The 23,378-nt window shown below is 63.5% G+C and carries 21 protein-coding genes; 15 read left to right on the top strand and 6 right to left on the bottom strand.

The features are described 5' to 3' along the window. The first annotated feature begins 101 nt into the window (after positions 1 to 101). Complete coding sequence (gene dps, locus NKH04_RS01950; RefSeq protein ID WP_353043991.1) at positions 102 to 590, top strand: DNA starvation/stationary phase protection protein Dps; 489 nt, start codon at positions 102 to 104, stop codon at positions 588 to 590. 8 nt (positions 591 to 598) lie between these two features. On the opposite strand, the gene xdhC is transcribed toward dps, so the two are convergent. From xdhC to uraH, 4 genes are all read right to left on the bottom strand, one after another. Further along, a complete protein-coding gene (gene xdhC, locus NKH04_RS01955) occupies positions 599 to 1,588 on the bottom strand; it encodes a xanthine dehydrogenase accessory protein XdhC (protein WP_353044007.1) in 990 nt (329 codons plus the stop codon). A gap of 62 nt (positions 1,589 to 1,650) precedes the next feature. Continuing rightward, entirely contained in the window at positions 1,651 to 4,002 is a 2,352-nt protein-coding gene (gene xdhB / locus NKH04_RS01960; RefSeq protein WP_352540493.1) for a xanthine dehydrogenase molybdopterin binding subunit, read from the bottom strand. Then, positions 4,002 to 5,483, bottom strand: a complete 1,482-nt coding sequence (gene xdhA, locus NKH04_RS01965) for a xanthine dehydrogenase small subunit (protein WP_352469858.1) — start codon at positions 5,481 to 5,483, stop codon at positions 4,002 to 4,004. Before xdhA ends, xdhB begins: the two co-directional genes overlap by 1 nt. Position 5,484: 1 nt before the next feature. Next, positions 5,485 to 5,859: a hydroxyisourate hydrolase gene (gene uraH / locus NKH04_RS01970; RefSeq protein WP_352469857.1), complete on the bottom strand. Its 375-nt coding sequence runs from the start codon at positions 5,857 to 5,859 to the stop codon at positions 5,485 to 5,487. A 173-nt stretch (positions 5,860 to 6,032) separates the two neighbouring features. On the opposite strand from uraH, the gene puuE reads away from it, so the two are divergent. From puuE to NKH04_RS02035, 13 genes are all read left to right on the top strand, one after another. Then, positions 6,033 to 7,466 carry an allantoinase PuuE gene (puuE, locus tag NKH04_RS01975; RefSeq protein WP_353043992.1) on the top strand — a complete coding sequence of 478 codons (1,434 nt, stop codon included), beginning with the start codon at positions 6,033 to 6,035 and terminating at the stop codon, positions 7,464 to 7,466. A gap of 63 nt (positions 7,467 to 7,529) precedes the next feature. After that, positions 7,530 to 8,378, top strand: coding sequence for a bifunctional allantoicase/(S)-ureidoglycine aminohydrolase (locus NKH04_RS01980; RefSeq protein WP_502898520.1), 849 nt, complete (start codon positions 7,530 to 7,532; stop codon positions 8,376 to 8,378). Beyond that, entirely contained in the window at positions 8,375 to 8,878 is a 504-nt protein-coding gene (locus NKH04_RS01985) for an ureidoglycolate lyase (RefSeq protein ID WP_352767343.1), read from the top strand. The genes NKH04_RS01980 and NKH04_RS01985 overlap by 4 nt, the downstream gene beginning before the upstream one ends. Then, positions 8,878 to 9,471, top strand: a complete 594-nt coding sequence (locus tag NKH04_RS01990; protein WP_352540356.1) for a nucleoside deaminase — start codon at positions 8,878 to 8,880, stop codon at positions 9,469 to 9,471. The genes NKH04_RS01985 and NKH04_RS01990 overlap by 1 nt, the downstream gene beginning before the upstream one ends. Before the next feature lie 85 nt (positions 9,472 to 9,556). Continuing rightward, positions 9,557 to 11,539, top strand: a complete 1,983-nt coding sequence (locus tag NKH04_RS01995) for a CocE/NonD family hydrolase (RefSeq protein WP_353043993.1) — start codon at positions 9,557 to 9,559, stop codon at positions 11,537 to 11,539. Positions 11,540 to 11,693: 154 nt separating this feature from the next. Beyond that, the gene (locus tag NKH04_RS02000) at positions 11,694 to 13,280 is read left to right on the top strand and encodes an ABC transporter substrate-binding protein (RefSeq protein ID WP_353043994.1); all 1,587 of its coding nucleotides are present in this window, start codon (positions 11,694 to 11,696) and stop codon (positions 13,278 to 13,280) included. A 16-nt stretch (positions 13,281 to 13,296) separates the two neighbouring features. Then, complete coding sequence (locus NKH04_RS02005) at positions 13,297 to 14,256, top strand: ABC transporter permease (RefSeq protein WP_352469849.1); 960 nt, start codon at positions 13,297 to 13,299, stop codon at positions 14,254 to 14,256. 11 nt (positions 14,257 to 14,267) lie between these two features. Then, complete coding sequence (locus tag NKH04_RS02010; RefSeq protein WP_352469848.1) at positions 14,268 to 15,095, top strand: ABC transporter permease; 828 nt, start codon at positions 14,268 to 14,270, stop codon at positions 15,093 to 15,095. After that, complete coding sequence (locus NKH04_RS02015; RefSeq protein WP_353043995.1) at positions 15,095 to 16,780, top strand: ABC transporter ATP-binding protein; 1,686 nt, start codon at positions 15,095 to 15,097, stop codon at positions 16,778 to 16,780. Before NKH04_RS02010 ends, NKH04_RS02015 begins: the two co-directional genes overlap by 1 nt. Before the next feature lie 93 nt (positions 16,781 to 16,873). Then, on the top strand, positions 16,874 to 17,713 hold the full coding sequence (locus NKH04_RS02020) for an alkaline phosphatase family protein (RefSeq protein WP_352818712.1): 840 nt from the start codon (positions 16,874 to 16,876) through the stop codon (positions 17,711 to 17,713). Between the two features lie 133 nt (positions 17,714 to 17,846). After that, complete coding sequence (locus NKH04_RS02025) at positions 17,847 to 18,410, top strand: sigma-70 family RNA polymerase sigma factor (protein ID WP_353043996.1); 564 nt, start codon at positions 17,847 to 17,849, stop codon at positions 18,408 to 18,410. Continuing rightward, entirely contained in the window at positions 18,407 to 19,075 is a 669-nt protein-coding gene (locus tag NKH04_RS02030) for an anti-sigma factor (RefSeq protein WP_352469844.1), read from the top strand. The genes NKH04_RS02025 and NKH04_RS02030 overlap by 4 nt, the downstream gene beginning before the upstream one ends. Beyond that, positions 19,065 to 20,504, top strand: coding sequence for a S8 family serine peptidase (locus NKH04_RS02035; protein WP_353043997.1), 1,440 nt, complete (start codon positions 19,065 to 19,067; stop codon positions 20,502 to 20,504). The genes NKH04_RS02030 and NKH04_RS02035 overlap by 11 nt, the downstream gene beginning before the upstream one ends. A 5-nt stretch (positions 20,505 to 20,509) precedes the next feature. Here NKH04_RS02035 and NKH04_RS02040 read toward each other — a convergent pair whose 3' ends face one another. After that, positions 20,510 to 21,004: a DUF8737 domain-containing protein gene (locus tag NKH04_RS02040; RefSeq protein ID WP_352919373.1), complete on the bottom strand. Its 495-nt coding sequence runs from the start codon at positions 21,002 to 21,004 to the stop codon at positions 20,510 to 20,512. An 81-nt stretch (positions 21,005 to 21,085) separates the two neighbouring features. On the opposite strand from NKH04_RS02040, the gene NKH04_RS02045 reads away from it, so the two are divergent. Further along, positions 21,086 to 21,994 (top strand): LysR family transcriptional regulator, encoded by a 909-nt coding sequence (locus NKH04_RS02045; RefSeq protein WP_353043998.1) that lies wholly within the window; start codon positions 21,086 to 21,088, stop codon positions 21,992 to 21,994. 72 nt (positions 21,995 to 22,066) lie between these two features. Here NKH04_RS02045 and NKH04_RS02050 read toward each other — a convergent pair whose 3' ends face one another. After that, entirely contained in the window at positions 22,067 to 23,089 is a 1,023-nt protein-coding gene (locus NKH04_RS02050) for a substrate-binding domain-containing protein (protein WP_352681548.1), read from the bottom strand. Positions 23,090 to 23,378 lie beyond the last annotated feature (289 nt).

The following is a 23,378-nucleotide window of genomic DNA, read 5'->3' on the forward strand; positions in this document are numbered from 1 at the left end:
TGCCGCGCGGCGATGAGGGCGTCTGCGCGCATGTTCGATTGACCTTCCACAAACTTCGCCCTCTTCAAACCAAGCGGACGCAACCGCCACAGGAGCCGATCATGGATGCCATCGCCACCCGCAACGACCTGCAATCCAATGCCAAAAAAGAGTGTGTCGATCTTCTCAATGCCCGCCTCGCCGACGCCATCGATCTGGCCTTGATCACCAAGCAGGCGCACTGGAACGTCAAGGGACCGCAATTCATCGCCATCCACGAGATGCTCGACACGTTCCGCGAGGAGCTCGACGGCCATGTCGACACCATTGCCGAGCGCGCCGTACAGCTCGGCGGGACGGCGCTCGGCACATCGCAAGAGGTGTCGAAGGCGACTATGCTCGAGGCCTATCCGACCGACATCCACAAGACCCGGGATCATCTGGCGGCGCTGATCGACCGCTATGCCGCAACCGCCAAGCGGGCACGCGCGGCGATCGACGAGGCGGCCGGCGCGGGCGATGCCGACACCGCCGACATCTTCACAGCCTATTCACGCTCGCTCGACAAATTGCTGTGGTTCCTTGAGGCGCACACGCAGGAGAACGAATAGCCAAAACGTCAGCCGGCCATCGCCTTGCGGTGAGGGGCTTTGGACTGAGCGGACGGTGCCGCCGCATGGCCGGCCAACGCCGTCATAATCTCGGCCGCGGCGAGCGCTGCAATGACTTGCGGGCGCTTGTCTTTCACCGCATCGCCGCCGATCGGCGAGACGAGGCGGGCAAATTCCGCCTCGCTTCCGTCCGCCGACTTAAGGAACCAGTTCCGGAAGGTCGCCTTCTTGGTCCTGGAGCCGATCATGCCGGCGTAGGCGACATCCCGGCGTTTCAGCGCCTCGGCGACGATCAGGAAGTCCAGCGCATGGTCATGTGTAAGGACGACGAAGGCGGATCCAGCCGGGGCTTCGCGCACCATCGCCTCAGGCATCGGCGTCAGCTTGGTTTCGACCGCTTCCGGCATGCCTTTGAGCGCCTCGGCTCGCGTCTCGACAACGACGACATGCACCGGCAGCAAGGCCATCGCGGAGGCCAGCGCCTGGCCGACATGGCCGCCGCCGAGGATGTAGACATGCGGTCGCTGCGCTTCCTCGGTTTCCGCCGCCGCAACCAGCTTGGCTTCAAGCGTGGGGTCGACTAGCTGGATCAGCAGCTCGACCCTGCCGCCGCAGCACTGCCCGATGTCCGGGCCGAGCGCGATGTCGAGGGTGGCGCGGATATCCCTCCCCCTTGAGGGGAGGGTGGCGGCGAAGCCGCCGGGTGGGGTCGCCGCGGCAGTGCTCGACGCGCTGGCGGTACCTTCTGAGACGACCCCCTCTGGCCGCTCCGCGGCCATCTCCCCCTCAAGGGGGGAGAAAAGCATCTGTCGCGCTTTGTCGATCGCCATGTATTCGAGCTGGCCGCCGCCGATCGTACCGAAAGTGGCCGATCCTGAGACGAGCATGAAGGCACCCGTCTCGCGCGGCGTCGAACCTTTTGTCCGGGCCACCTCAACGAAGGCGACCCGGCCGGCGCCGGCAAGAAAGGCTTTCAGGCTCTGCACTTTCGCGTTCATCATTTGCGTTCCCTATCGGGAAATATAGAGTTTTTCGGCCTGAATTGCACGTTTTCCGGGATTCAAGTGCCGGTTTTGGCTTCCCGCTTCAGCCGTTCGATCGCCATCAGCACACGCTCCGGCGTGGCCGGCGGGTCGAGGCGCGGGCAGATCTTGTGGCTGGCAACGCTCGCCACTGCGTCCGACAGCGCATGCAGCACCGACATTGCGAGCGGAAAGGGCGGCTCGCCGACCGCCTTGGAGCGGTACACCGTCGGCTCGCCTGCTTGCGCCCAGTCGGCCAACGTCACATTAAAAATCTTCGGCCGGTCCGACGCGAGCGGGATCTTGTAGGTCGATGGCGCATGGGTGCGCAGCCGCCCCTTGTCGTCCCACCACAGTTCCTCCGTTGTCAGCCAGCCCATGCCCTGGATGAAGCCGCCCTCGATCTGGCCGAGGTCGATGGCGCGGTTCAGCGAGCGGCCGGTTTCGTGCAGGATGTCGGTGCGCTCGACGATATATTCGCCGGTCAGCGTGTCGACAGACACTTCCGAGCACGCGGCGCCGTAAGCGAAATAGTAGAAGGGATGGCCCTCGCCCTTGTCGCGGTCCCAATGGATTTTCGGCGTCTTGTAGAAACCCGCCGCCGAAAGCTGGATGCGCGCCATATAAGCCTGCCTGACGAGATCGGCGAAGGCGATCTCCTGGTTGCCGATGCGCACGCGGTTGGGCAGGAACAGCACCTGGTCGCGCGGCACCTGGTATCTCTCGACGGCAAAATTGGTCAACCGGTCCTTGATCTGGCGGGCGGCATTCTGCGCCGCCATGCCGTTGAGATCGGAGCCGGAAGACGCGGCGGTGGCCGAGGTATTCGGCACCTTGCCGGTCGTCGTCGCGGTGATCTTGACCTGATCGAGGTCGATCTGGAACTCTTCCGCCACAACCTGCGCCACCTTGACATAGAGGCCCTGCCCCATCTCGGTGCCGCCGTGGTTCAGATGCACCGAACCATCGGTATAGACATGCACCAGCGCGCCGGCCTGGTTGTAATGGGTGGCGGTGAACGAGATGCCGAACTTGACCGGCGTCAGCGCCAGTCCGCGCTTGATGAAGCGGCTGTTGGCATTGAAAGCATCGATGGTGCGGCGGCGCCTCGCATAGTCGGAACTCGCCTCCAGCTCGGCGACGATGCGGTGGATGATGTTGTCCTCGACCGTCTGGTGGTAGGGAGTGATGTTGCGGTCGCTGGTGCCGTAGAAATTCTTCTTGCGGATTTCGAGCGGGTCCTTGCCGACGGCAAACGCGACTTCGTCGATGACGCGCTCGGCGCCGACCATGCCTTGCGGGCCGCCGAAGCCGCGAAAGGCGGTGTTCGATACCGTATTGGTGTAGAGCGGCGCCGATTGCGCGTGCACCGCCGGCCAGAAATAGGTGTTGTCGCAATGGAACAGCGCGCGGTCAGTGACCGGGCCGGAGAGGTCGGCCGAGAAGCCGCAGCGCGCCGCGAACATGAAATCTACGCCCAGAATATTGCCTTCGTCGTCGAAGCCGACCTCGTAGTCGACGAGGAAATCGTGGCGTTTGCCGGTGGCGATCATGTCGTCGTCGCGGTCAGGCCGGATTTTCACGGCCCGATGATGTTTCTTCGCGGCGATAGCGGCCAATGCCGCAAACTGATTGCCTTGCGTTTCCTTACCGCCGAAAGCGCCGCCCATCCGGCGGATTTCCACCGTCACCGCATGGCTCGGCACACCCAGCGCATGGCTGACCATGTGCTGGATTTCGCTCGGGTGCTGGGTCGAGGAATAGATGGTGACGTCGTGGTCCTCGCCGGGGATGGCCAAGGCGATATGACCTTCGAGATAGAAATGCTCCTGGCCGCCTATGCGCATTTTTCCCTTCAGCCGGCGCGGCGCCGCATTGATCGCAGCCGCTGCATCACCGCGCTTCAGCGTCAGCGGGGGCGTGACCAGCTTATCTTTCCGGGGATCGAGCTCACCGACATCGGCGACGAACGGCAATTCCTTGTATTCGACCTTGGCCAGCCTCGTTGCACGGCGCGCCTGCTCGCGGGTTTCGGCAATGACGCAGAAGATCGGTTGGCCAAAGAATTGCACCTTGCCGTCGGCCAGCACCGGCTCGTCGTGACGGCCGGTCGGCGAAATGTCGTTCTCGCCTGGCACGTCGCTCGCCGTCAGCACGTCGATGACGCCGGGTGCCGCGCGCACCGCCGATAGGTCCATGCTGGTGATGGTGGCATGCGTCGCCGTCGAAAGCCCAAGGCAGCCGTGCAGCGTGCCGGCCGGTTCCGGCATGTCGTCGATATAGACGGCCGTGCCACTGACATGCTTGTGCGCGGAATCATGGCGCTGGTCGGTGGCGACGCCGCCGGCGATTTTTTGCGCCTTCAGGTTTGGCGTGGCGTGCTTGTTCATCATGCCGCCTCATGCCGTGATACCTGGATCGGCGCCCGGGTGCCGGTGGTTTCGGCAAAGAAGCGCAGCAGCAGGTTGCGCGCCGCCAGCGCCCGGTATTCGGCGCTTGCCCGCATGTCGGTTAGCGGCGTGAAATCGCCGGCATACGCGGCCATCGCCGCCTCGACCGTCGCTTCCGTCCAGGGCTTGCCAAGCAATGCCTTTTCGACGCCAAAGGCTCGCTTCGGCGTTGCCGCCATGCCGCCATAGGCGATGCGCACATCCGCCACCGTGCCATGCTCGGCGAGCTTCAGGAAAAACGCGCCTAGCGCTGCTGTGATATCTTCGTCGCGGCGCTTGGTGATCTTGTAGACGGCAAATTTCGTCTCGCTGCCCGGCACCGGAACATGCACGGCCTCGACGAATTCGCCGGGCTGCCGGTCCTGCTTGCCATAGGCGATGAAAAACTCCTCGAGCGGGATCGTTCGACGCTTGTCGCCGCGGCGCAGCGTCAGGCGGGCACCGAGTGCGATCAGCGGCGGCGGCGTGTCGCCGATCGGCGAACCGTTGGCGATATTGCCGCCGATGGTGCCCATGTTGCGCACCTGATCGCCGCCGATGCGGTCGAACAGCGGGCCGAGCGCCGGGATGCGTTTCGCCAGCGTCGAGAAGGCTTCGCTATAGGTGACACCGGCGCCGATCGAGATGACGCCCTTGTCCTCGGAAATCCCGCACAGACCATCGAGATTGCCGATGAAAACCGCCGGCGCAATATCGCGCATGTGCTTGGTCACCCAAAGGCCGACATCGGTCGAACCCGCGACGATAGTGGCGCCCGGCTCCTTGACGAGTACGCTGGCCAGATCGTCGGCATTGGCCGGCACGATCAGCCGCTTGTTGCCGGAGCCGATCTCGATGCGCGAACCGTCCTTCATCGCTTCGAGCTTGGCCGTGACTGCCTTGCGCTCCGCCGCCAACGGATCCTTTGCCGCCGTGCCGTAGCTGGAGATGGCACGTGCGGCGCGCATGATCGCCTCGTAGCCGGTGCAGCGGCAGAGATTGCCTTGCAGCGCCTTTTCGATGGCGGCGTCCGACGGCTCCGGCGCCCGCATCCACAGAGCATAAAGCGACATGACGAAACCCGGTGTACAGAAGCCGCATTGCGAGCCGTGGAAATCGACCATGGCCTGCTGCACGGGATGCAGTTTTCCTGCGTCGCCGCGCAGATGCTCGACGGTCACGATATGCGTGCCGTCTAGCGAGCCAAGGAAGCGGATGCAGGCATTGACGCTTTCATAGACCAGTGTTCCACCGGAGAGCCTGCCGACCAGCACCGTGCAGGCGCCACAGTCGCCCTCGGCGCAACCTTCCTTGGTGCCGCGCAGCGAGCGGTCGAGCCGCAGCCAGTCGAGCAGGGTCTGGTCCGGTGCAACCGTGCCGAGCGCGACGTCCTCGCCATTGAGGATGAAGCGGATTTCGTTGCGTGTCTTGATCCCTGCCATCTCAGCTTCCCCGGTAGGTCGAATAGCCGTACGGCGACAGAAGCAGCGGCACATGATAGTGCATCGGCTCGGCCATACCGAAGCGGATCGGCACATGGTCGAGGAAGGCCGGTTCCGCCAGTTTTGTCCCTTGCCCGCGCAGATAATCGCCGGCCGCAAAGACCAGCTCGTATTCGCCGGTGCGGAATTCAGCGCCGGCAAGCAGCGGAGCATCGCAACGGCCGTCGTGATTGGTGACGACCGTTTTCAGATGCGTCCGGGCCTGACCGTCAAGATGATAGAGCTCGATCGACAGACCGGCCGCCGGTTTGCCGGCCGCAGTGTCGAGGACGTGGGTCGTCAGGCGCCCGCCTTCGGCTTTCGACGTTTCCGCCACTGGCTGCTCCATTCCCTGAACGGTCGAACACTATTCATGAATTGTGCGCCAATTAAAGGCGATGCATAAGTCCCGGTCGAGCGGAGCGCGACAAAAACACTTTCAAAAATTTCGGGGGAATGCGCAGGCACTCCTTTCGACTATCCTGATTACAATTTCCGGCAGGAGCGAGAATGCGTTACGAACGAGACATGCGCGGCTACGGAGCCAATCCGCCGGATCCGAAATGGCCCGGCGGGGCGCATGTCGCGGTGCAGTTCGTCGTCAATTACGAAGAGGGCGGCGAGAATTGCGTCCTGCACGGTGACAAGGCTTCGGAGGCTTTCCTGTCGGAGATCGTCGGCGCCGCGCCCTGGCTCGGCCAGCGCCACTGGAACATGGAATCGATCTACGAATACGGCGCCCGAGCCGGCTTCTGGCGATTGCTGCGCCTGTTCAGCGAGGCACAGGTGCCGATCACCTGCTATGGCGTCGCCACGGCCCTGGCGCGTTCGCCCGACCAGGTTGCGGCGATGCAGGAGGCGGGCTGGGAGATCGCTTCGCACGGGCTGAAATGGATCGACTACCGCGACCATCCCCCGGAAGACGAGCGCCACGACATGGAGGCGGCGATCCGGCTGCATTATGAGGTGACAGGAGCGCGGCCGACCGGCTGGTACACCGGCCGCACCTCGATCAACACGGTGCGGCTGGCGGCGGAAGAGGGCGGCTTCGACTATGTGTCGGACACCTATGACGACGAACTGCCCTACTGGTTCGAGCATGCGGCACCGGACGGGTCGGCGAAGCCGCAGCTGGTCATCCCCTACACGCTCGACGCCAACGATATGCGCTTTGCCACGCCGCAGGGCTTCAACTCGGGCGACCAGTTCTTTGCCTATCTCAGGGATAGTTTCGATATGCTCTATGCCGAGGGCAAGGCAGGGCGGCCGCGCATGATGAATATCGGCCTGCACTGCCGCCTGGTTGGGCGGCCGGGCCGGGTCGCGGCACTGAAGCGCTTCATCGACTACGTCAAATCGCATGACAAGGTCTGGCTGGCACGACGCATCGACATTGCAAAACACTGGCAGGAGACGCATCCGTTCCGGTTGCCGGCGCTGCGCCCGTCGAAAATGGAATTCGAGGCCTTCGTCCACACATTCGGCGGCGTCTTCGAGCATTCGCCGTGGGTTGCCGAGCGCGCTTATGAGCTGGAGCTCGGCCCGGCCCATGACAGTGCCGGCGGCCTGCACAACGCGCTCTGCCGCGTGTTTCGCGCGGCCAGCGAGGCCGAGCGGTTTGCTGTGCTCAATGCCCACCCCGATCTTGCCGGAAAACTGGCACAGGCCAAGCGGCTGACGGCGGAATCGTCGAGGGAACAGGCTTCGGCAGGGCTCGACGCGCTGACCGAGAAGGAGCGCGAGCTGTTCGCAAAACTCAATGCCGCCTACGTCACTAGTTTCGGTTTCCCCTTCATTATTGCGGTGAAAGGAAAGACCAAGGCGGAGATCCTGGCCGAGTTCGAGGCGCGTATCGGCAACAGCCACGACGTCGAATTCGAAACCGCCTGCAGACAGGTCGAGTGCATCGCGCTGCTTCGTCTCAAGGACATGCTTCCGCAATAGGCTTTGGCTGCCGCCATATGCCCTGGCTTCCGCAACAGGCTTGAATTTATGGATATGATGAAAATGGCCGAGCGAACCTATTATGCGCCGCAGGGCGGACATCCCGGCCAGAGTGAATTGCTGACCGGCCGCGCTGTGTTCACACAGGCCTATGCCGTGATCCCCAAAGGCGTGATGCAGGACATTGTCACCAGTGCTTTGCCGTTCTGGGATGGGACACGCGTCTGGGTGCTGTCGCGGCCGCTGTCGGGTTTTGCCGAGACGTTTTCGCAATATATCGTCGAGCTCGCGCCCGGCGGCGGCAGCGACCGCCCCGAGCTTGACGCCGCCGCCGAAGGTGCCCTGTTCGTAGTCGAAGGCGAGCTATGCGTTTCGCTTGCCGACAAGAAACATAGCTTAAGGCCGGGCGGCTTTGCCTACCTGCCGCCGGCGAGCGGGTGGACGGTGCGCAATGAAAGCGGTGCCGCCGTCCGCTTTCACTGGATCCGCAAGACTTATGACGCAGTCGACGGCATCGACCAGCCGCAAGCGTTCTTCGCCAACGAACAGGAAATCGCGCCGACGCCAATGCCGGGTACCGAAGGCCGATGGACGACGACGCGCTTCGTCGATCCGGCCGACATGCGCCACGACATGCATGTCACCATCGTCACGCTCGAGCCTGGCGCAGTCATTCCCTTCGCCGAGACGCACGTCATGGAACACGGGCTCTATGTGCTGGAGGGCAAGGCGGTCTACCGTCTCAACCAGGATTGGGTCGAAGTCGAAGCCGGCGACTATATGTGGCTGCGCGCCTTCTGCCCGCAGGCTTGTTATGCCGGCGGGCCGGGCAAATTCCGCTATCTCCTCTATAAGGACGTCAACCGCCACGCCAAGCTTGGCAGCGCCGGCGTCGTGAGACCCACACCATGACCCGCATCGTCGCGCGGCCGCTGACCCGCGAGAATTTCGCCGAATTCGGCGACGTCATCGATATGGGCGGCGACAACCATTATCCGATCAATGGCGGCAAGGCTGAGCGCTACCATGACCTCGCCACGGCGGAAGCACGAGGGCCGAATGCGCGCGTGCTGATCTCGATGGTGCGTGGCACGCCCTATGAGCTGCCGTTGAAGCTTACCATGGTGGAGCGCCATCCGTTTGGCAGCCAGGCCTTCATCCCGCTGTCACCACGGCCGTTCCTGGTCGTCGTCTGCCATGACGGCGAAGAGGGCCCGGGCGAGCCGCATGCCTTCATCACCGCGCCCGGGCAAGGCATCAACTATCCGCGCAATCTGTGGCACGGAGTGCTGACGCCGATCGGCGATGTCCAGGATTTTGTGGTCGTCGACCGCGGCGGCGACGGCTCCAATCTCGAAGAGTGCCATTTCTCGCACGCCTACGAGATCGATCTTCCCGACGGGATTAGATGATGACCGACATTTCGCTGATCGACCGACTGCTCGACGTCATCGAGCACGACATCGTGCCGAAGACCGTCGAAGGCGTCGCGCACGGCAATAAGCTGTTCGGCGCGGCCATTCTGCGCAAGGACGACCGCTCGCTGGTGCTTGCCGAAACCAACAACGAGACCGAAAACCCGCTCTGGCACGGCGAGGTGCATTGCCTGAAGCGCTTCTACGAAATGCCTAAAGCCGAACGCGTCGACACCAAGGACGCGATCTTTCTTGCCACGCACGAACCCTGCTCGCTCTGCCTGTCGGCGATCACCTGGACCGGCTTCGACAATTTCTTCTATCTGTTCAGCCACGAAGACTCGCGCGACAGCTTCGACATCCCGCACGATTTGAAGATCCTGAAAGAGGTCTTCACCCTCGATCCCGGCGGCTACAATGCCGAGAATGCCTATTGGAAGAGCTTTTCGATCCGCAAATTGGTGCGCTCGCTGCCCGATGCCGAGCGCGAGCGGCTGGAAGCGCGTATCGGCGCAATATCAGCGCGCTATGACGAATTGTCCGCCGCCTATCAAGCAAGCAAGGCCGAAAACGACATACCGCTGAATTGACGCGGATTGACCAGCCGAATTCGTTGACTGGCCCATGACGCGCTCTCACGGGCTCCATCATCTGGCGCTCCTGGAGTTCGCCCGCATGAAAATCGTCACTGAATTCCCACGAAAGATCGTCGAATTTCCGGATATGGGGATCATCATGCCGGACGGCTGCCGGCTGTCGGCGCGGGTGTGGATGCCGGCCGATGCTGCCGACGATCCAGTGCCGGCAATCCTCGAACACCTGCCCTATCGCAAGCGCGACGGCACGATCTATCGTGATCAGCTGACGCATCCCTATTTTGCCGGCCACGGCTACGCCTCGATCCGCGTCGACATGCGCGGCAATGGCGATTCCGAAGGGCTGATGGACGACGAATATTCCGAGCAGGAATTGCAGGACGCTTGCGACGTCATCGCCTGGGCGGCGGACCAGCCCTGGTGCAACGGCAATGTCGGCATGATGGGCATTTCGTGGGGCGGCTTCAACTGCCTGCAGGTAGCAGCCAAGCAGCCGCCGGCGCTGAAGGCGGTCATCAGTCTCTGTTCGACGGTCGACCGCTATGCCGACGACATCCACTACAAGGGCGGCTGCCTGCTGATCGAGAATTTCGGCTGGGCCTCGACCATGCTGTCCTATTCGTCAAGGCCGCCGGATCCGTTGCTGGCCGGCGACAACAGATGGCGCGACCTGTGGCTGACCAGGCTGGAGAACCAGCCCTTCCTGGCACCGCTGTGGCTGAAGCACCAGCATCGCGATGCCTATTGGAAGCGCGGCTCGATCTGCGAGGACTATTCCGCCATCCATGCCGCGGTGCTGTCGATCGGCGGCTGGCATGATGGCTATCGCAATACGATTTCCCATCTCGCCGTCAATATCGAGGCGCCGGTCAAGGGCATTGTCGGCCCGTGGATCCACAAATACCCGCATTACGCCGCGCCCGAACCGCGCATCGGCTTCCTGCAGGAGGCCTTGCGCTGGTGGGACCGCTGGCTGAAGGATATCGACACCGGCGTCGAGGCCGACCCCGCCTACCGCGCCTATGTCATGGACAGCGTGCGTCCGGCGCGCTGGCATCCCGAGCGCCCGGGCCGCTGGGTCGCTGAATCGGAATGGCCGTCACCCAACATCAAGACCCAAGAGGTTGAGCTTATCGCTGAAGGTAACCACGCCATCGTCGCTTCGCCGCAAAGCTGCGGCCTCGCCGGCGGCGAATATTTCCCCTTCACCTTCGGCCCGGAACTGCCGGGTGACCAGCGCCCCGACGATGCGCTGTCGGTGTGCTTCGACCAGCCGGTGCTGACCGAAACGGTCGACATTGTCGGTGCTCCCGAAGTTGTGGTCAGCGTCTCGTCGGACCGGCGCCAGGCGAACATCGCGGTTCGGCTGTGCGACGTCCATCCGGACGGGGCATCGGAGCTGATCTCGTACGGCGTGCTCAACCTGACGCATCGCAACTCGCACGAATTTCCCGAAGCGCTGGTGCCCGGCGAAACCGTCAGCGCCCGGGTCGTGCTCGACCAATGCGCCTATCGCGTGCCGGCCGGCCATCGCTTGCGCGTTGCCGTTTCGAACGCCTACTGGCCGATGATCTGGCCGTCGCCGGAGCCGGTCCGGCTGGAATTGTCGGCCGCGACATTGATGCTGCCGGTGCGCCCGCCAGCGACAGGCGACGAGGTCACCTTCCCCGCTCCCGAAGGTGCTGCGCCCTGGGCAACGGAGACGCTTCGGCCCGCCAATTCCGAGCGTCATGTCGATCGCGACGAAAAGACCGGAATGATTACGCTTTTCATCGTCGACGATTTCGGTGAGGTGCGCGACCTGGGGCATGGCCTCGCCAATGGCAGCATCGCCAGAGAGACATGGGCGATCCATCCCGACAATCCGCTGTCAGCCTCGGGCAAGACGCATTGGACCCAGACGCTGTCGCGAAATGGATGGTCGGTGCGCACAGAAACCTTCGCCGAAATGCGGTCCGACGCGCAAAGCTTCGTGGTTAGCGCCAGAATCGAAGCCTACGAAGGCGAGAAACTCGTCTTCGAGCGCAACTTCGAGGAGAAAATCCCGCGCGCACTGCTTTGAGCGCTTATAGCGATTGGTCCAATTGCGACGCACGATTTACGCCACGGCATGTCGCATTCGGTCTTGCTTACCGCTTTCCCTTACGGTCATTATTCTCCCGATTGAAATGAGAAAAACGACCATAAGGTCGGACCAACAGAGTGAGGAACTCAACATGTCGAACGAACTGGAATATCTGAGCCGGCGCGTTGCGTCCGGCAAGCTGAGCCGTCGCGATTTTCTCGGCCGGGCAGCAGCGCTCGGCGTCACCGTAACCTTCGCCAATTCGCTGCTTTCCGGTGCAGCACGCGCGGCGGGTCCGGTCAAGGGCGGGACGCTCAAGGCTGGCCTGGTCGGTGGCGAGTCCACCAACAGTCTCGATCCGGCGCTGTTCATGACGCAGGTGCCGTTCGCCTTCGGCAAGATGTGGGGCGAACTGATCGTCGAACTGTCTCCCGAAGGCAAGCTCGAGAACCGCATTGCCGAGGAGATCGGCTCGTCGGACGACGCCAAGACCTGGACGCTGAAGATCCGCGATGGCGTCGAGTTTCACAACGGCAAGAAGGTGACCGCAGAGGACGTGGCCGCCACCCTCGAACGCCATTCGGACGAGAAGTCGAAGTCCGGCGCGCTTGGTTACATGAAAGGCATCGAGAGCATAAAGGCCAGCGGCAAGGAAGTGGTGCTGACGCTGAAGGAGCCGAATGCCGACCTGCCCTACCTGCTTAGCGACTATCACCTGATCATCCAGCCGAACGGCGGCAAGGACAAGGCCGATGCCGGTATCTCGGCGGGTCCTTACAAGGTCACCACCAACGAGCCCGGCGTACGCCATGGCGGCGAGCGCTTCGCCAATTACTGGCAGGGCGACAAGATGGGCCATGCCGACCAGATAGAGATCATCGTCATCAACGACGCCACGGCCCGCACGGCGGCGCTGCAGGGCGGCCAGGTCAACATGATCAACCGGGTCGAGCCGAAGATCGTCGATCTGATCAAGCGCGTGCCCGGCGTCACCATCCGCAACCATTCGGGACCCGGCCACTACGTCTTCATCATGCACTGCGACACCGCGCCGTTCGACAACAACGACTTGCGGATGGCGTTGAAGCTGGCGATCGACCGCGAGGAGATGCTGAACAAGGTGCTGCGTGGCTATGGCTCGCTCGGCAACGACTTCCCGATCAATGCATCGTACCCGCTATTCACCGAGATCGAGCAGCGCAAATACGATCCCGATAAGGCCAAGTTCCACTACAAGAAATCGGGCCATGACGGTGCCGTCCTGCTCCGGACGTCGGACGTCGCCTTCCCCGGTGCCGTCGATGCCGCACAGCTGTTCCAGCAAAGCGCGGCCAAGGCCGGCATCAAGCTGGAGATCAAACGCGAACCGGGCGACGGCTACTGGTCGGAAGTCTGGAACAAGCAGCCCTTCTGCGCCTCCTACTGGGGCGGCCGGTCGACGCAGGACCAGATGTACTCTACCGCCTATCTGTCGACGGCCGACTGGAACGACACACGTTTCAAGCGTCCGGATTTCGACAAGATGGTGCTGGCGGCTCGCGCCGAGCTCGACGAGGCCAAGCGCAAGGCAATGTACCACGACATGGCTGTGATGGTGCGCGACGAGGGCGGCTTGATCCTGCCGATGTTCAATCAGTTCATCGACGCGACGGGCGCCAAGGTCGCCGGCTGGGTGGATGATCCGCATCAGGAGTTGATGAACGGATATGCTCTGGCGAAGTGCTGGCTCGAAGCCTGAGCCCGGCCTTGCGGATATGTCCTCACCCATCGTGAAACTGGTGGCCCAGCGCATTGCGCTGGGCATTCTGCTGCTCTTGGCCGTTTCGGTCCTGATCTTCGCCGGCACCCAAATCCTGCCCGGCGACGTCGCGCAAGCCATTCTCGGGCAGTCGGCGACACCGGAGTCGCTCGCCAATCTGCGCGAGCAGCTCGGCCTCAATGATCCCGCTTACATCCGTTATTTTCGCTGGCTCGGCGGCATCCTGACCGGTGATCTCGGCACGGCTATGTCGAGCGGTCAGGATATCGCAACCTCTATCAAGGGAAGGCTGTGGAACACGCTGTTCCTCGCCTTCTGGGCGGCGATCGTCGCGGTGCCGCTGGCGATCATCCTCGGCCTGATCGCGGTGCGCTACCGCAATGGCTGGGTCGACAAGCTGATCTCCGGGTTAGCGCTCGCCTCGACCTCGTTTCCGGAATTCTTCATCGGCTATGTGCTCGTCTTTTTCTTCGCGGTGCAACATCAATGGTTTCCCGCCATTTCCACGGTCTATGACGGGATGCCTTTCGGCGAACGCATTCAGGCCATAGCACTGCCGGCGGCAGCGCTGACCCTGGTGGTGCTCGCGCATATGATGCGCATGACGCGCGCTGCGATCCTCAATGTGATGCAGTCCGCCTATGTCGAGACCGCCGAACTGAAGGGGCTTTCGGCCTTCGCGGTCATCCGCAGGCATGCCTTCCCCAATGCCATCGCGCCGATCATCAACGTCGTGATGCTCAATCTCGCTTACCTGATCGTCGGCGTCGTCGTGGTCGAAGTTATCTTTGTCTATCCAGGCATGGGCCAATACCTCGTCGACCACGTCACCAAGCGTGACGTGCCGGTGGTGCAGGCGGTCGGGCTGATCTTCGCCGCTGTCTACATCAGCCTGAACATCATCGCGGACATAGCGGCGATCGTCGCCAATCCGCGCCTCAGACATCCGAAATGAGGGGGGCGGGTATGCTCGTCATCAAACGCATCCCCATCCCGGCATTGGTCGGCATCGTGCTGACGGCGCTGTTCGTGCTGGCAGCGATCTTTGCGCCGTGGATCGCGCCGCATGGCAATGCCGAGATCGTCAGCGACGTCCCTTGGGAACCGATGTCGGCGGCGCATTGGCTGGGCACCGACAATCTCGGCCGCGATCTGTTGTCGCGCATGATCTATGGCGCCCGCATCACCCTGTTCATCGCGGTGCTGGCGACCGCGCTGTCGTTCTCGCTCGGCGCCATCCTCGGCTTCTCGGCGGCGGTTTTCGGCGGCTGGTTCGACACGCTTCTGTCGCGTCTCGTCGATCTCCTGATGTCGATCCCGACGCTGATCATGGCGCTTGTGGTGCTGTCGGTGCTGCCATCCAATCTGGTGACGCTGATCCTGGTCATGGGCGTTCTCGACTCGACCCGCGTCTACCGCCTGTCGAGGGCGGTCGCCGTCGATATCAACGTCATGGACTATGTCGAGGCGGCCAAATTGCGCGGCGAAGGCAGCGGCTGGATCATCTTCCGGGAAATCCTGCCCAATGCGCTGTCGCCGCTGGTTTCGGAACTCGGCCTGCGCTTCATCTATGCCGTACTGTTCCTGTCGACGCTGTCCTTCCTCGGGCTTGGCGTGCAGCCGCCGGACGCCGATTGGGGCGGCATGGTCAAGGAAAACAAGGATGGCATCGTCTTCGGCATAGGCGCCGCCCTCATTCCGGCGGCGGCGATCGCAGCGCTGGCGATTTCCGTCAATCTCGTCGCTGACTGGGTGCTCAACCGCACGACAAGCCTGAAGGGAGGACGCGGGTAATGGCTGACAAGCAACCAAAGCCCGGCCAACCGAAGCCCGGGCAACCAAAGTCCGGCGTGCTGCTCGACATCCGCAATCTTCGCATCGAGGCCACGGTATATCCGCCGGGTGAGGCGCCGAAGAACATCGTGCTGGTGCACGATGTCTCGCTGATTCTCGAAAAGGGCAAGGTGCTCGGATTGATCGGCGAGTCCGGCGCCGGCAAATCGACCATCGGCCTGTCGTCGATGGGCTACGGCCGCGGCGGCGTGCGCATCACCGGCGGCGAGGTCATCCTCAATGGCCGCGACATCCTGAAGGGCGGCAACGAAGGCTTCCGCAAATTGCGCGGCCGCGAGGTCTGCTATGTCGCGCAATCGGCGGCAGCCGCCTTCAATCCGGCGCACAGGCTGATGGACCAGGTGGTCGAGGCAGCACTCCTGCACGGCACGGCGACGCGGGCCGAAGCCGAAAAGCGCGCCGTGGCGCTGTTCAAGAAGCTCAGCCTGCCGAACCCCGAAAGCATCGGCGAGCGCTTTCCCCACCAGGTGTCGGGCGGTCAGCTGCAGCGCGTCATGACGGCAATGGCGCTGTGCTCGGAACCCGACCTGATCGTCTTCGACGAGCCGACCACGGCGCTCGACGTGACCACGCAGATCGATGTCCTGGCGGCGATCAAGGATGCCATCCGCGACACGCATGTCGCGGCGCTCTACATCACTCACGATCTTGCCGTCGTCGCCCAGGTCTCGGACGAGATCATGGTGTTGCGCCACGGCCGGCTGGTCGAATGGGGCGGCACCCGCCAGATCATCAAGGAGCCGCGCCAAGAATACACCAACGCGCTGGTTTCGGTGCATGAGATCGAACACCAGGAGCAGAAGCCCGGCACGAGCCCGTTCCTGTCGGTCAAGAACATCACCGCCGCCTATGGCCGCAGTCACATCAAGGTGCTGAAGAACGTCTCGGTCGATATTTTCCCCGGCCAGACGCTGGCGGTGGTCGGCGAGTCCGGCTCCGGCAAATCGACACTGGCGCGCGCCATCACCGGCCTCTTGCCGCCCGAACAAGGCACCGTCACCTTCGACGGACGGCCGCTCGCCAACCGGCTTGCCGACCGGCCGAAGGAGGACCTGCGCCAGCTGCAGATGATCTACCAGATGGCCGACGTGGCGATGAACCCGCGCCAGACGGTCGGCACCATCATCGGTCGGCCGCTGGAATTCTATTTTGGGATGCGCGGGCGCGAGCGCGACAAACGCGTCGCCGAACTCCTCGATAAGATCGAAATGGGTAAAGGCTATGTCGACCGCTATCCGGCCGAGCTTTCGGGCGGCCAGAAGCAGCGCGTCTGCATCGCCCGTTCGCTCGCCGCCAAGCCGAAGCTGATCATCTGCGACGAGGTGACCTCGGCGCTCGATCCGCTGGTCGCCCACGGCATACTGGAGCTGCTCCTCGGGCTGCAGAAAGAGGAAAACGTCGCCTATCTGTTCATCACCCACGACCTGGCCACGGTCAAGTCGATCGCCGATTCAATCGCCGTGATGTATCGCGGCGAAGTGGTGCGCTACGGCGCCAAGAGCACCGTGCTGACGCCACCATTCGATGCCTACACCGATCTTTTGCTATCGTCGGTGCCAGAAATGGAGATCGGCTGGCTAGAGAAAGCGATCAAGGGACGGCGCATGGCCAGCGCGGGGAACTAGCGGGCCGCACTTTGCGCCCGACGATCCTGTCCGGGCGTGGACTGAACGGCAGGCCGGCCCTGACTTTTCCGATTAAGCCGCATGGAGGCGCCCTTGGCGCTCAACACAAAACTATTGCTCATCATCCTCGACGGCGTGCCTTACCGGAACTGGCGTCGGCTGATGGGCAATCTCGAAGGCTGGGTGCAATCAGGCGAAGCCCGCGTATGGAAAATGCGCTCCGTGCTGCCGTCGACCTCGGCATCCTGCTATGCCTCGATCCACACCGGCGTGCCGCCCCAAATGCACGGTATCCTGTCGAACGAGAACCGGTTTCGCGTCGAACAGCCGGACATCTTTTCCGAAGTCAGCAGGGCCGGCGGCAAGACCGGTGCGGTCACTCACTCCTACTGGTCCGAATTCTTCCGGGCCTATCCGTTCGATCTGGTCGAGGACATGGAGTTCGACCAGCCGGGCAGGCCGATCAGCCATGGCCGGTTTCACACCATGACCGGCTACAATGCCAGGAACCAGATGACACCGAGCGACGTCGACCTGTTCGCGACGTTGACCATGCTGACCAGGCGCTACGGCATCGATTACGGCATCCTGCACAGCTGTACTCTGGACTCGATGGGCCACCGCTTCGGCCATGACTGCCACGAGATGGATCATGCCGTCTATGCAATGGACGCCATGCTCGCCGGCTTCCTGCCGCGCTGGCGGGAAGCCGGCTACGAGGTGATCGTCACCGCCGATCATGGCCAGACCGATCGCGGCCATCATGGCGGCCACGACGAGGAGATGCAGAATTTCGCACTTTACTACTTCGGATCCGGCGAGGGTCCGGAAGCCAATACGCTGCTCGATCAGTTGCAGCTCGCGCCGACGGTGCTTGCGCGCCTCGGCGTGCCGGTGCCGGCGACGATGAAGGCAAAGCCGTTCCTGAGTTGAGCGCGCGCCCTCTTCTCCCTCTGGCAACGCTCCCGCTCTTCAGTTAGCCTCCGCAGATATACGGGCGGATGCGGTGAACCTTTTTGGGCCGATCAGCGACAGAGCAGGCAGGAGCCAGGCGGCTCGACCGGCGATGACGGCCGCGGAGACCGATCGCGCGCTTGTCGAGCGGGTCGCGAAAGGCGACCGTGCCGCCGTGCGGCTCCTGTTCATGCGCCACCGCGCGCGGGTCTACCGCTTCGTGGCACGCCAGACGGGATCGGAACAGATGGCCGACGATATCGCGAACGAGGTGTTCCTCGAACTCTGGCGGCAGGCACCGGCCTTCGAGGGGCGCTCGGAGGTCTCGACATGGCTGCTCGGCATTGCCCGCTTCAAGGCGCTGTCCCTGCTGCGCAAGAGGAAGGAAGACTGGATCGACGACCATGACGCGGCCCAGGTCGCCGACGGCGCCGACACGCCGGAAGTCGTGACGATGAAGGAAGACAAGGCCGCCGCCTTGCAACGCTTTATCGGTGCCATGCCGGAAGAGCACCGCACGGTGATCGACCTTGCCTATTATCACGGGCAATCGGTGAGCGAGATCGGCGAGGTACTCGGCATCCCGGTCGCAACGGTCAAGACCAGGATGTTCTACGCCCGCAAGAAACTCGGCGAAGCCCTCAAGGCCGCCGGTTACGACAGGGGGTGGCCATGAGCGCCGCTGAAAAGATGTCACGCCGCGACGAAATGGAAATGCTGCTGCCGTTTTATCTGAACGGCTCGCTGGAGGGCACCGAGCTCGAAGCCATCGAGGAATGGCTGACGAGCGATCCGGCGGCGATGGCCGCACTAGGCGAGGCCGAGGCCGAATTCTCCGGCACCGCTGCCGCAAACGAGGCAATCCGCCCGCCGGCCGATGCGCTCAGCCGCTTTGCCAAGGCGCTCGACGCCGAGGCCGGCCCGTCCCGCGCGCCGGCGGCATCGTCCTGGCTGGCGCAAGCCTGGAGCCGCTTCATGGCGGTGCCCGCCGGCGTCGCCTGGGCCGCGGCCGCGGTGCTGCTGGCCCTGGTCGTCGCGCAATCCTTTGTGCAGACCGGCAACAGAGGTGGCGATTTCGAGATTGCCGGATCGGAGGACGATCTGGCCAAAATGCCGTTTGCACTGGTGAAGTTCAAACCGGATGCGAAGCTGTCCGATATCGTCGCTTTTCTCGACCAGAACCAGTTGAAGATCGCTGGCGGGCCGACCGCCGACGGCGTCTTCCGCGTCGGCGTCCCGGCCGAGACCGCCGCCGACTATCAGAAGCTGCTTGGCCTTATCGCCGCCCAGCCTTTCACCGAAGCTGCCCTGGAGGGAAGGAAACCGGCTGATGGCGGCTGAGGCGGTCATTCGATTGACGGCGGCGATGACAATCTTCGCCGCGTCTGCCGTTGCACAAACCAACGATCCTAACCTCACCCAGGCTGAGATCGACTGCCTGAACCGGGGAAATGCTGCCAACGCCGACTGCGCCAAGGATGGCGGCGGCGTGAAGGATGGCGGCAAAGCGCCGGCTCATGGAACGACGGGCGCGGTGTTTCTTCCGGGCTTGATTGTCGACCCGTTCCCCAATCCTGCCGTAGTCACCGAGGCGCCGATACCTCCTGGCAATACTGCAACCCCACCCGCCGTCGCGCCGGCAATACAGGCTGCGGTGCCGGGCGGTGCGGTGGTTGCGCCGACCGATCTTGTGGCAACCGAGCCGCCGCGCGCCGTGACCGGCGATTTCGTGCCCGACGAGGTGCTGGTCACCGTCAATGGCGATGCCGGCGCGGTCCAGCAGATCGCGGCCTCGTTCGGCCTCGAGATACGCTCGCAGCGGCAGTCGCGGCTGCTCGGCAACACGCTGGTGCGCTTCGGCATTCCCGATGGCCGCCCGGTCGGCGTCGTGCTGGCGCAGCTCGCCGCCGACGGCCGCACTTTGCGGCGTGAGGCCAACCATGTCTACTCGCTGCAGCAGGCGGCCAGCATCGCCAATTATGCGTTCGAGCGCATCGCGCTCGATGCCGACAAAGCCAGCGGCGAGAATGTGCGCGTCGGCGTCATCGACACCGGCATCGACGACGGCAATCCGGCGCTCTCCGGCGTCATCGCCGGGCAGTTCGATGCCATGCCCGACGTGCCGATCGAGGCGCGCGACCACGGCACTTCGGTCGATGGACTGATCGCCGGCACCGGCGCGTTCAAAGGCATGGCGCCGGGCGCCAGGATCTATCATGCCCGCGCCTTCGAGGGCGGCAAGTCGACCATGGACGTCATCCTTTCGGCGCTTGACTGGGCGGCGGAGCAGGATGTCCGCATCATCAATATGAGCTTCGTCGGCCCGAAGAACGACCTGCTCGGCATCGCCTGCCGCAATGCGCGTGCGCTTGGCATCGTGCTGGTTGCGGCCGCCGGCAATAACGGACCGAAGGCGCCCTATGGTTATCCGGCCGCCTTCGACGGCGTGATCGCGGTGACGGCCACCGATGCCAAGGACGGGCTGATGCCGCAGGCCAATCGCGGCGCCTATGTCTTCATCTCCGCTCCCGGCGTTGAGATGGTGGCGCCGAGCGGCGCCGGCTCGGACGTGGTGACCGGGACGTCCTTCGCCGCGGCGATCGTGACCGGCGCCGTCGCCAATCTGTTGCATGCCGCGCCCGACCGCTCCGCCGACTGGGTCGAGAAAGCACTTGCCGCCACGGCAAAGGATCTCGGCGCGAAGGGGCGCGACAATGATTTCGGCTTTGGGCTTCTGAACACCAAGGCGGCCGAGGCGGCGAAGGAATAGCCCGCTCAGGTCGCGTTTTGCTGAGGACGTAGGAGAAAATAGAATGCGGCGATATGCGTTATCATCAGCAGCGGTACGTAGATGATCGGGATCGCGTAGGTGGCGCCCAGTTCGCCTGCGCGTGCAGGAAGGCCGATCTGAACGGCGTGGTAATAGTCGACGATGAGGTCGACCGTCCCTGCGACGTTGAAGGCGACGACCAACGGCCAGAAGAGCGGGCGTATCCTCACCGTGAGCAGCGCCAGCATGGCCAGCACGCCAGTCGCGAAATCGCCGTAGGCGGCGAACACGGCGAAATCAGCGGGCAGATTGGGGCTTACGACGCCCGGAACCAGGAAGACGAGCCCGAAGAAGCGGAAGCTGTGCAGCATAGCGATAGCGCGTTGCGCCGCGACCCGGTCCATCGACCTGAGCAACGGCAAACCGTACGCGCCGAAGCAAAGCAGCCACGCGACATAGCCGAGAACAAGATGGGTTTGGAACACCATTTCCGTGGACATATGGCCTACTCTCAACAGTTGGTTCACGCGGCTTTAAGCCCGCTACCGCAATTCGACTATCCGGTGTAATCACAACAACCTATGAAGCAGAACTACACAGTCCGACATGGTGCGCTGGAGGGCGTCGAGGCGTTCCTGGCCGTCGCCAGGCGGCGTAACTTCCGCCGTGCCGCCGCCGATCTCGGCGTGACGCCATCGGCCGTGAGCCAAGCGGTGCGCGCGCTGGAAGCTCGCCTGGGCTCGGCGCTGTTCGTCCGCACGACGCGGAGCGTTGGTTTAACCGAACCTGGCCAGCGGTTCCTCGACCGTGCCGGCCCGGCATTCGAAGAGCTCGTTGCGGCCGGCGAGGCTGCCCGCGATATCGGCCAGCGGCCGACCGGTCTGCTGCGCCTGTCTGTGCCTCGCGCTATCGTGCCGCTGATGTTGGAGCCGGTGCTCGCGTCGTTCTGCCAAGCCTATCCTGAGATCGAACTGGAGATCGCCGTGAGCGACCAGATGGTCGATCTCGCGACCGGCGGGTTCGACGCCGGCATCCGCCTCGGGCAACTCATCGCCGCCGACATGGTCGCGGTGCGGCTGACCCCGCCGTTCTCGTTCGTAGTCGTCGGCAGCCCTGACTATTTTGAGCGCTACGGCCGTCCCGAGCGTGTCGACGACTTGCGCCACCACGCCTGCTTACGCTTGCGCCGCTCGAATGGCGCCATCGCACCCTGGTCGTTCATCGATGGTAACGGTGCAATCGAAGCGATCGTCTCAGGCCCGCTGATTGCGCACGACTATTCGACATTGGTCGGGGCCGCGATGCGGGGCGTCGGGTTGGCGCAGACGCCGCGACCACTCGCCGAAGGTCCAATAGCCGAAGGAAAACTCCAGTCGGTGCTGGACAGCGTCGCCACGACGACGCCGGGTGTCTTCCTTTATCATCCCGGCAAGCGCCAAGTCCTGCCGAAGCTGCGCGCCTTCATCGATCACCTCAAATCCGCGGCCTGAGACCAGGACGCACCCGCTGGTGCTGGCCAACAGCCGCCAAGAGTCGACCTCGGTCGTTCAGAGTGATTGCCTCTAGGCCGGCGCGCCGGCGACCGATCCCCTGACCACCAGGTCGACCGGCCAGACTTCGCCGCGAGCGCCCTCCTCCAGGCCGGAAATCCGCGCCGCCAGCCGTTCGGCGATGCGCGCGCCGGCGAGGCGGATCGACGAACGCGTCGTCGACAATGGCACCGAAAAATTTTCCGGCTTCAGCCAGGGAAAGACGTCGTCATGGGCGATCAGCGACAGGTCGCCCGGAATGGTCAGGCCGAGATCGCGCACCGCGCGCACCACGCCGAGCGCCATAATCAGGCTGGAGCAGGCGATCGCCGTCGGCGCGTCGCTTTGTTCCAGCAGACGCCTGGCGGCGCGGTAGCCGTTCTCCTCGGTCATGGTGAGGGAACAGACATGCTGATCTCGAAGCACCAGGCCGTTCGCCGCAAGCGCGCGGCGCACGCCGCGCTCGCGATGGATGGCGAAGGTCTCGCGGTCGTCGCCGTTGATCAGCGCCAGACGCCTATGACCGAGCTGAACGAGTAGCCGCGCCGCCTCGTGGAAGGCGCCCTCATTGTCGATGTCGGTGAACGGATAGTCGAAATCGAAGCCTTCGCTGCGGCCATGGACGATGAAGGGAATGCCGAGCGTATTGACCAGCGCCACCCGCCGGTCGGCCGGCCTCGGCGACGAGATATAGACCGCGTCGACCTGCCGGTTGGCGACAATGCGGCGGTAGGTCGTCTCCTGGTCGTCGGCATCGGCCGGTGACAGCACCAGGTCGAGCTCGTGCGAACGCGCATAGTCGCCGAGGCCGGACAGGAACTCGACGAAATGCGGGTCGATGTCGACGGTCGTTCCCGTCGGCAGCACATAGCCGATCATGCCGGTCTTGCCGGTCGCCAGCCGGCGGGCGCTCGGATTGGGGCGATAGCCGTGACGCTTGGCGGCATCGACCACCCGCCGGCGCGTTTCCTCGTTGACTTCCGGGTAGCCGTTCAATGCGCGGCTCACCGTAGTCTGCGAAAGCGCCAGCATGTGGGAGAGCTGCTTGAGGTTCACCGGAGGCCTCCAACCTCAAAGCGCTTTTAATCTGAATCGAGCTAGCCGCTACGAACCGCGTTGCCGAGCGCACTGACCATACGCACGGTTCGGACCGGTTTGAAGCCGAATTTGCTGCTGCACCGCCAGAAACTGTGCTGCAGCGCACTTTCGCCGGCACCCGGCCGCAGAAATTAAATCGATTAGTCTGGCTTTCTCTTGACTCCGGATCAATTCAGTGGCGAGATCAAAATCACCAAAGCGCTTTGGAAGACTCTACGAAAGGTTGCAGTTCCTTTCCGACTGAGTC

Origin of the sequence: Mesorhizobium sp. M1365, assembly GCF_040317865.1 — a bacterium.
Classification (GTDB): domain Bacteria; phylum Pseudomonadota; class Alphaproteobacteria; order Rhizobiales; family Rhizobiaceae; genus Mesorhizobium.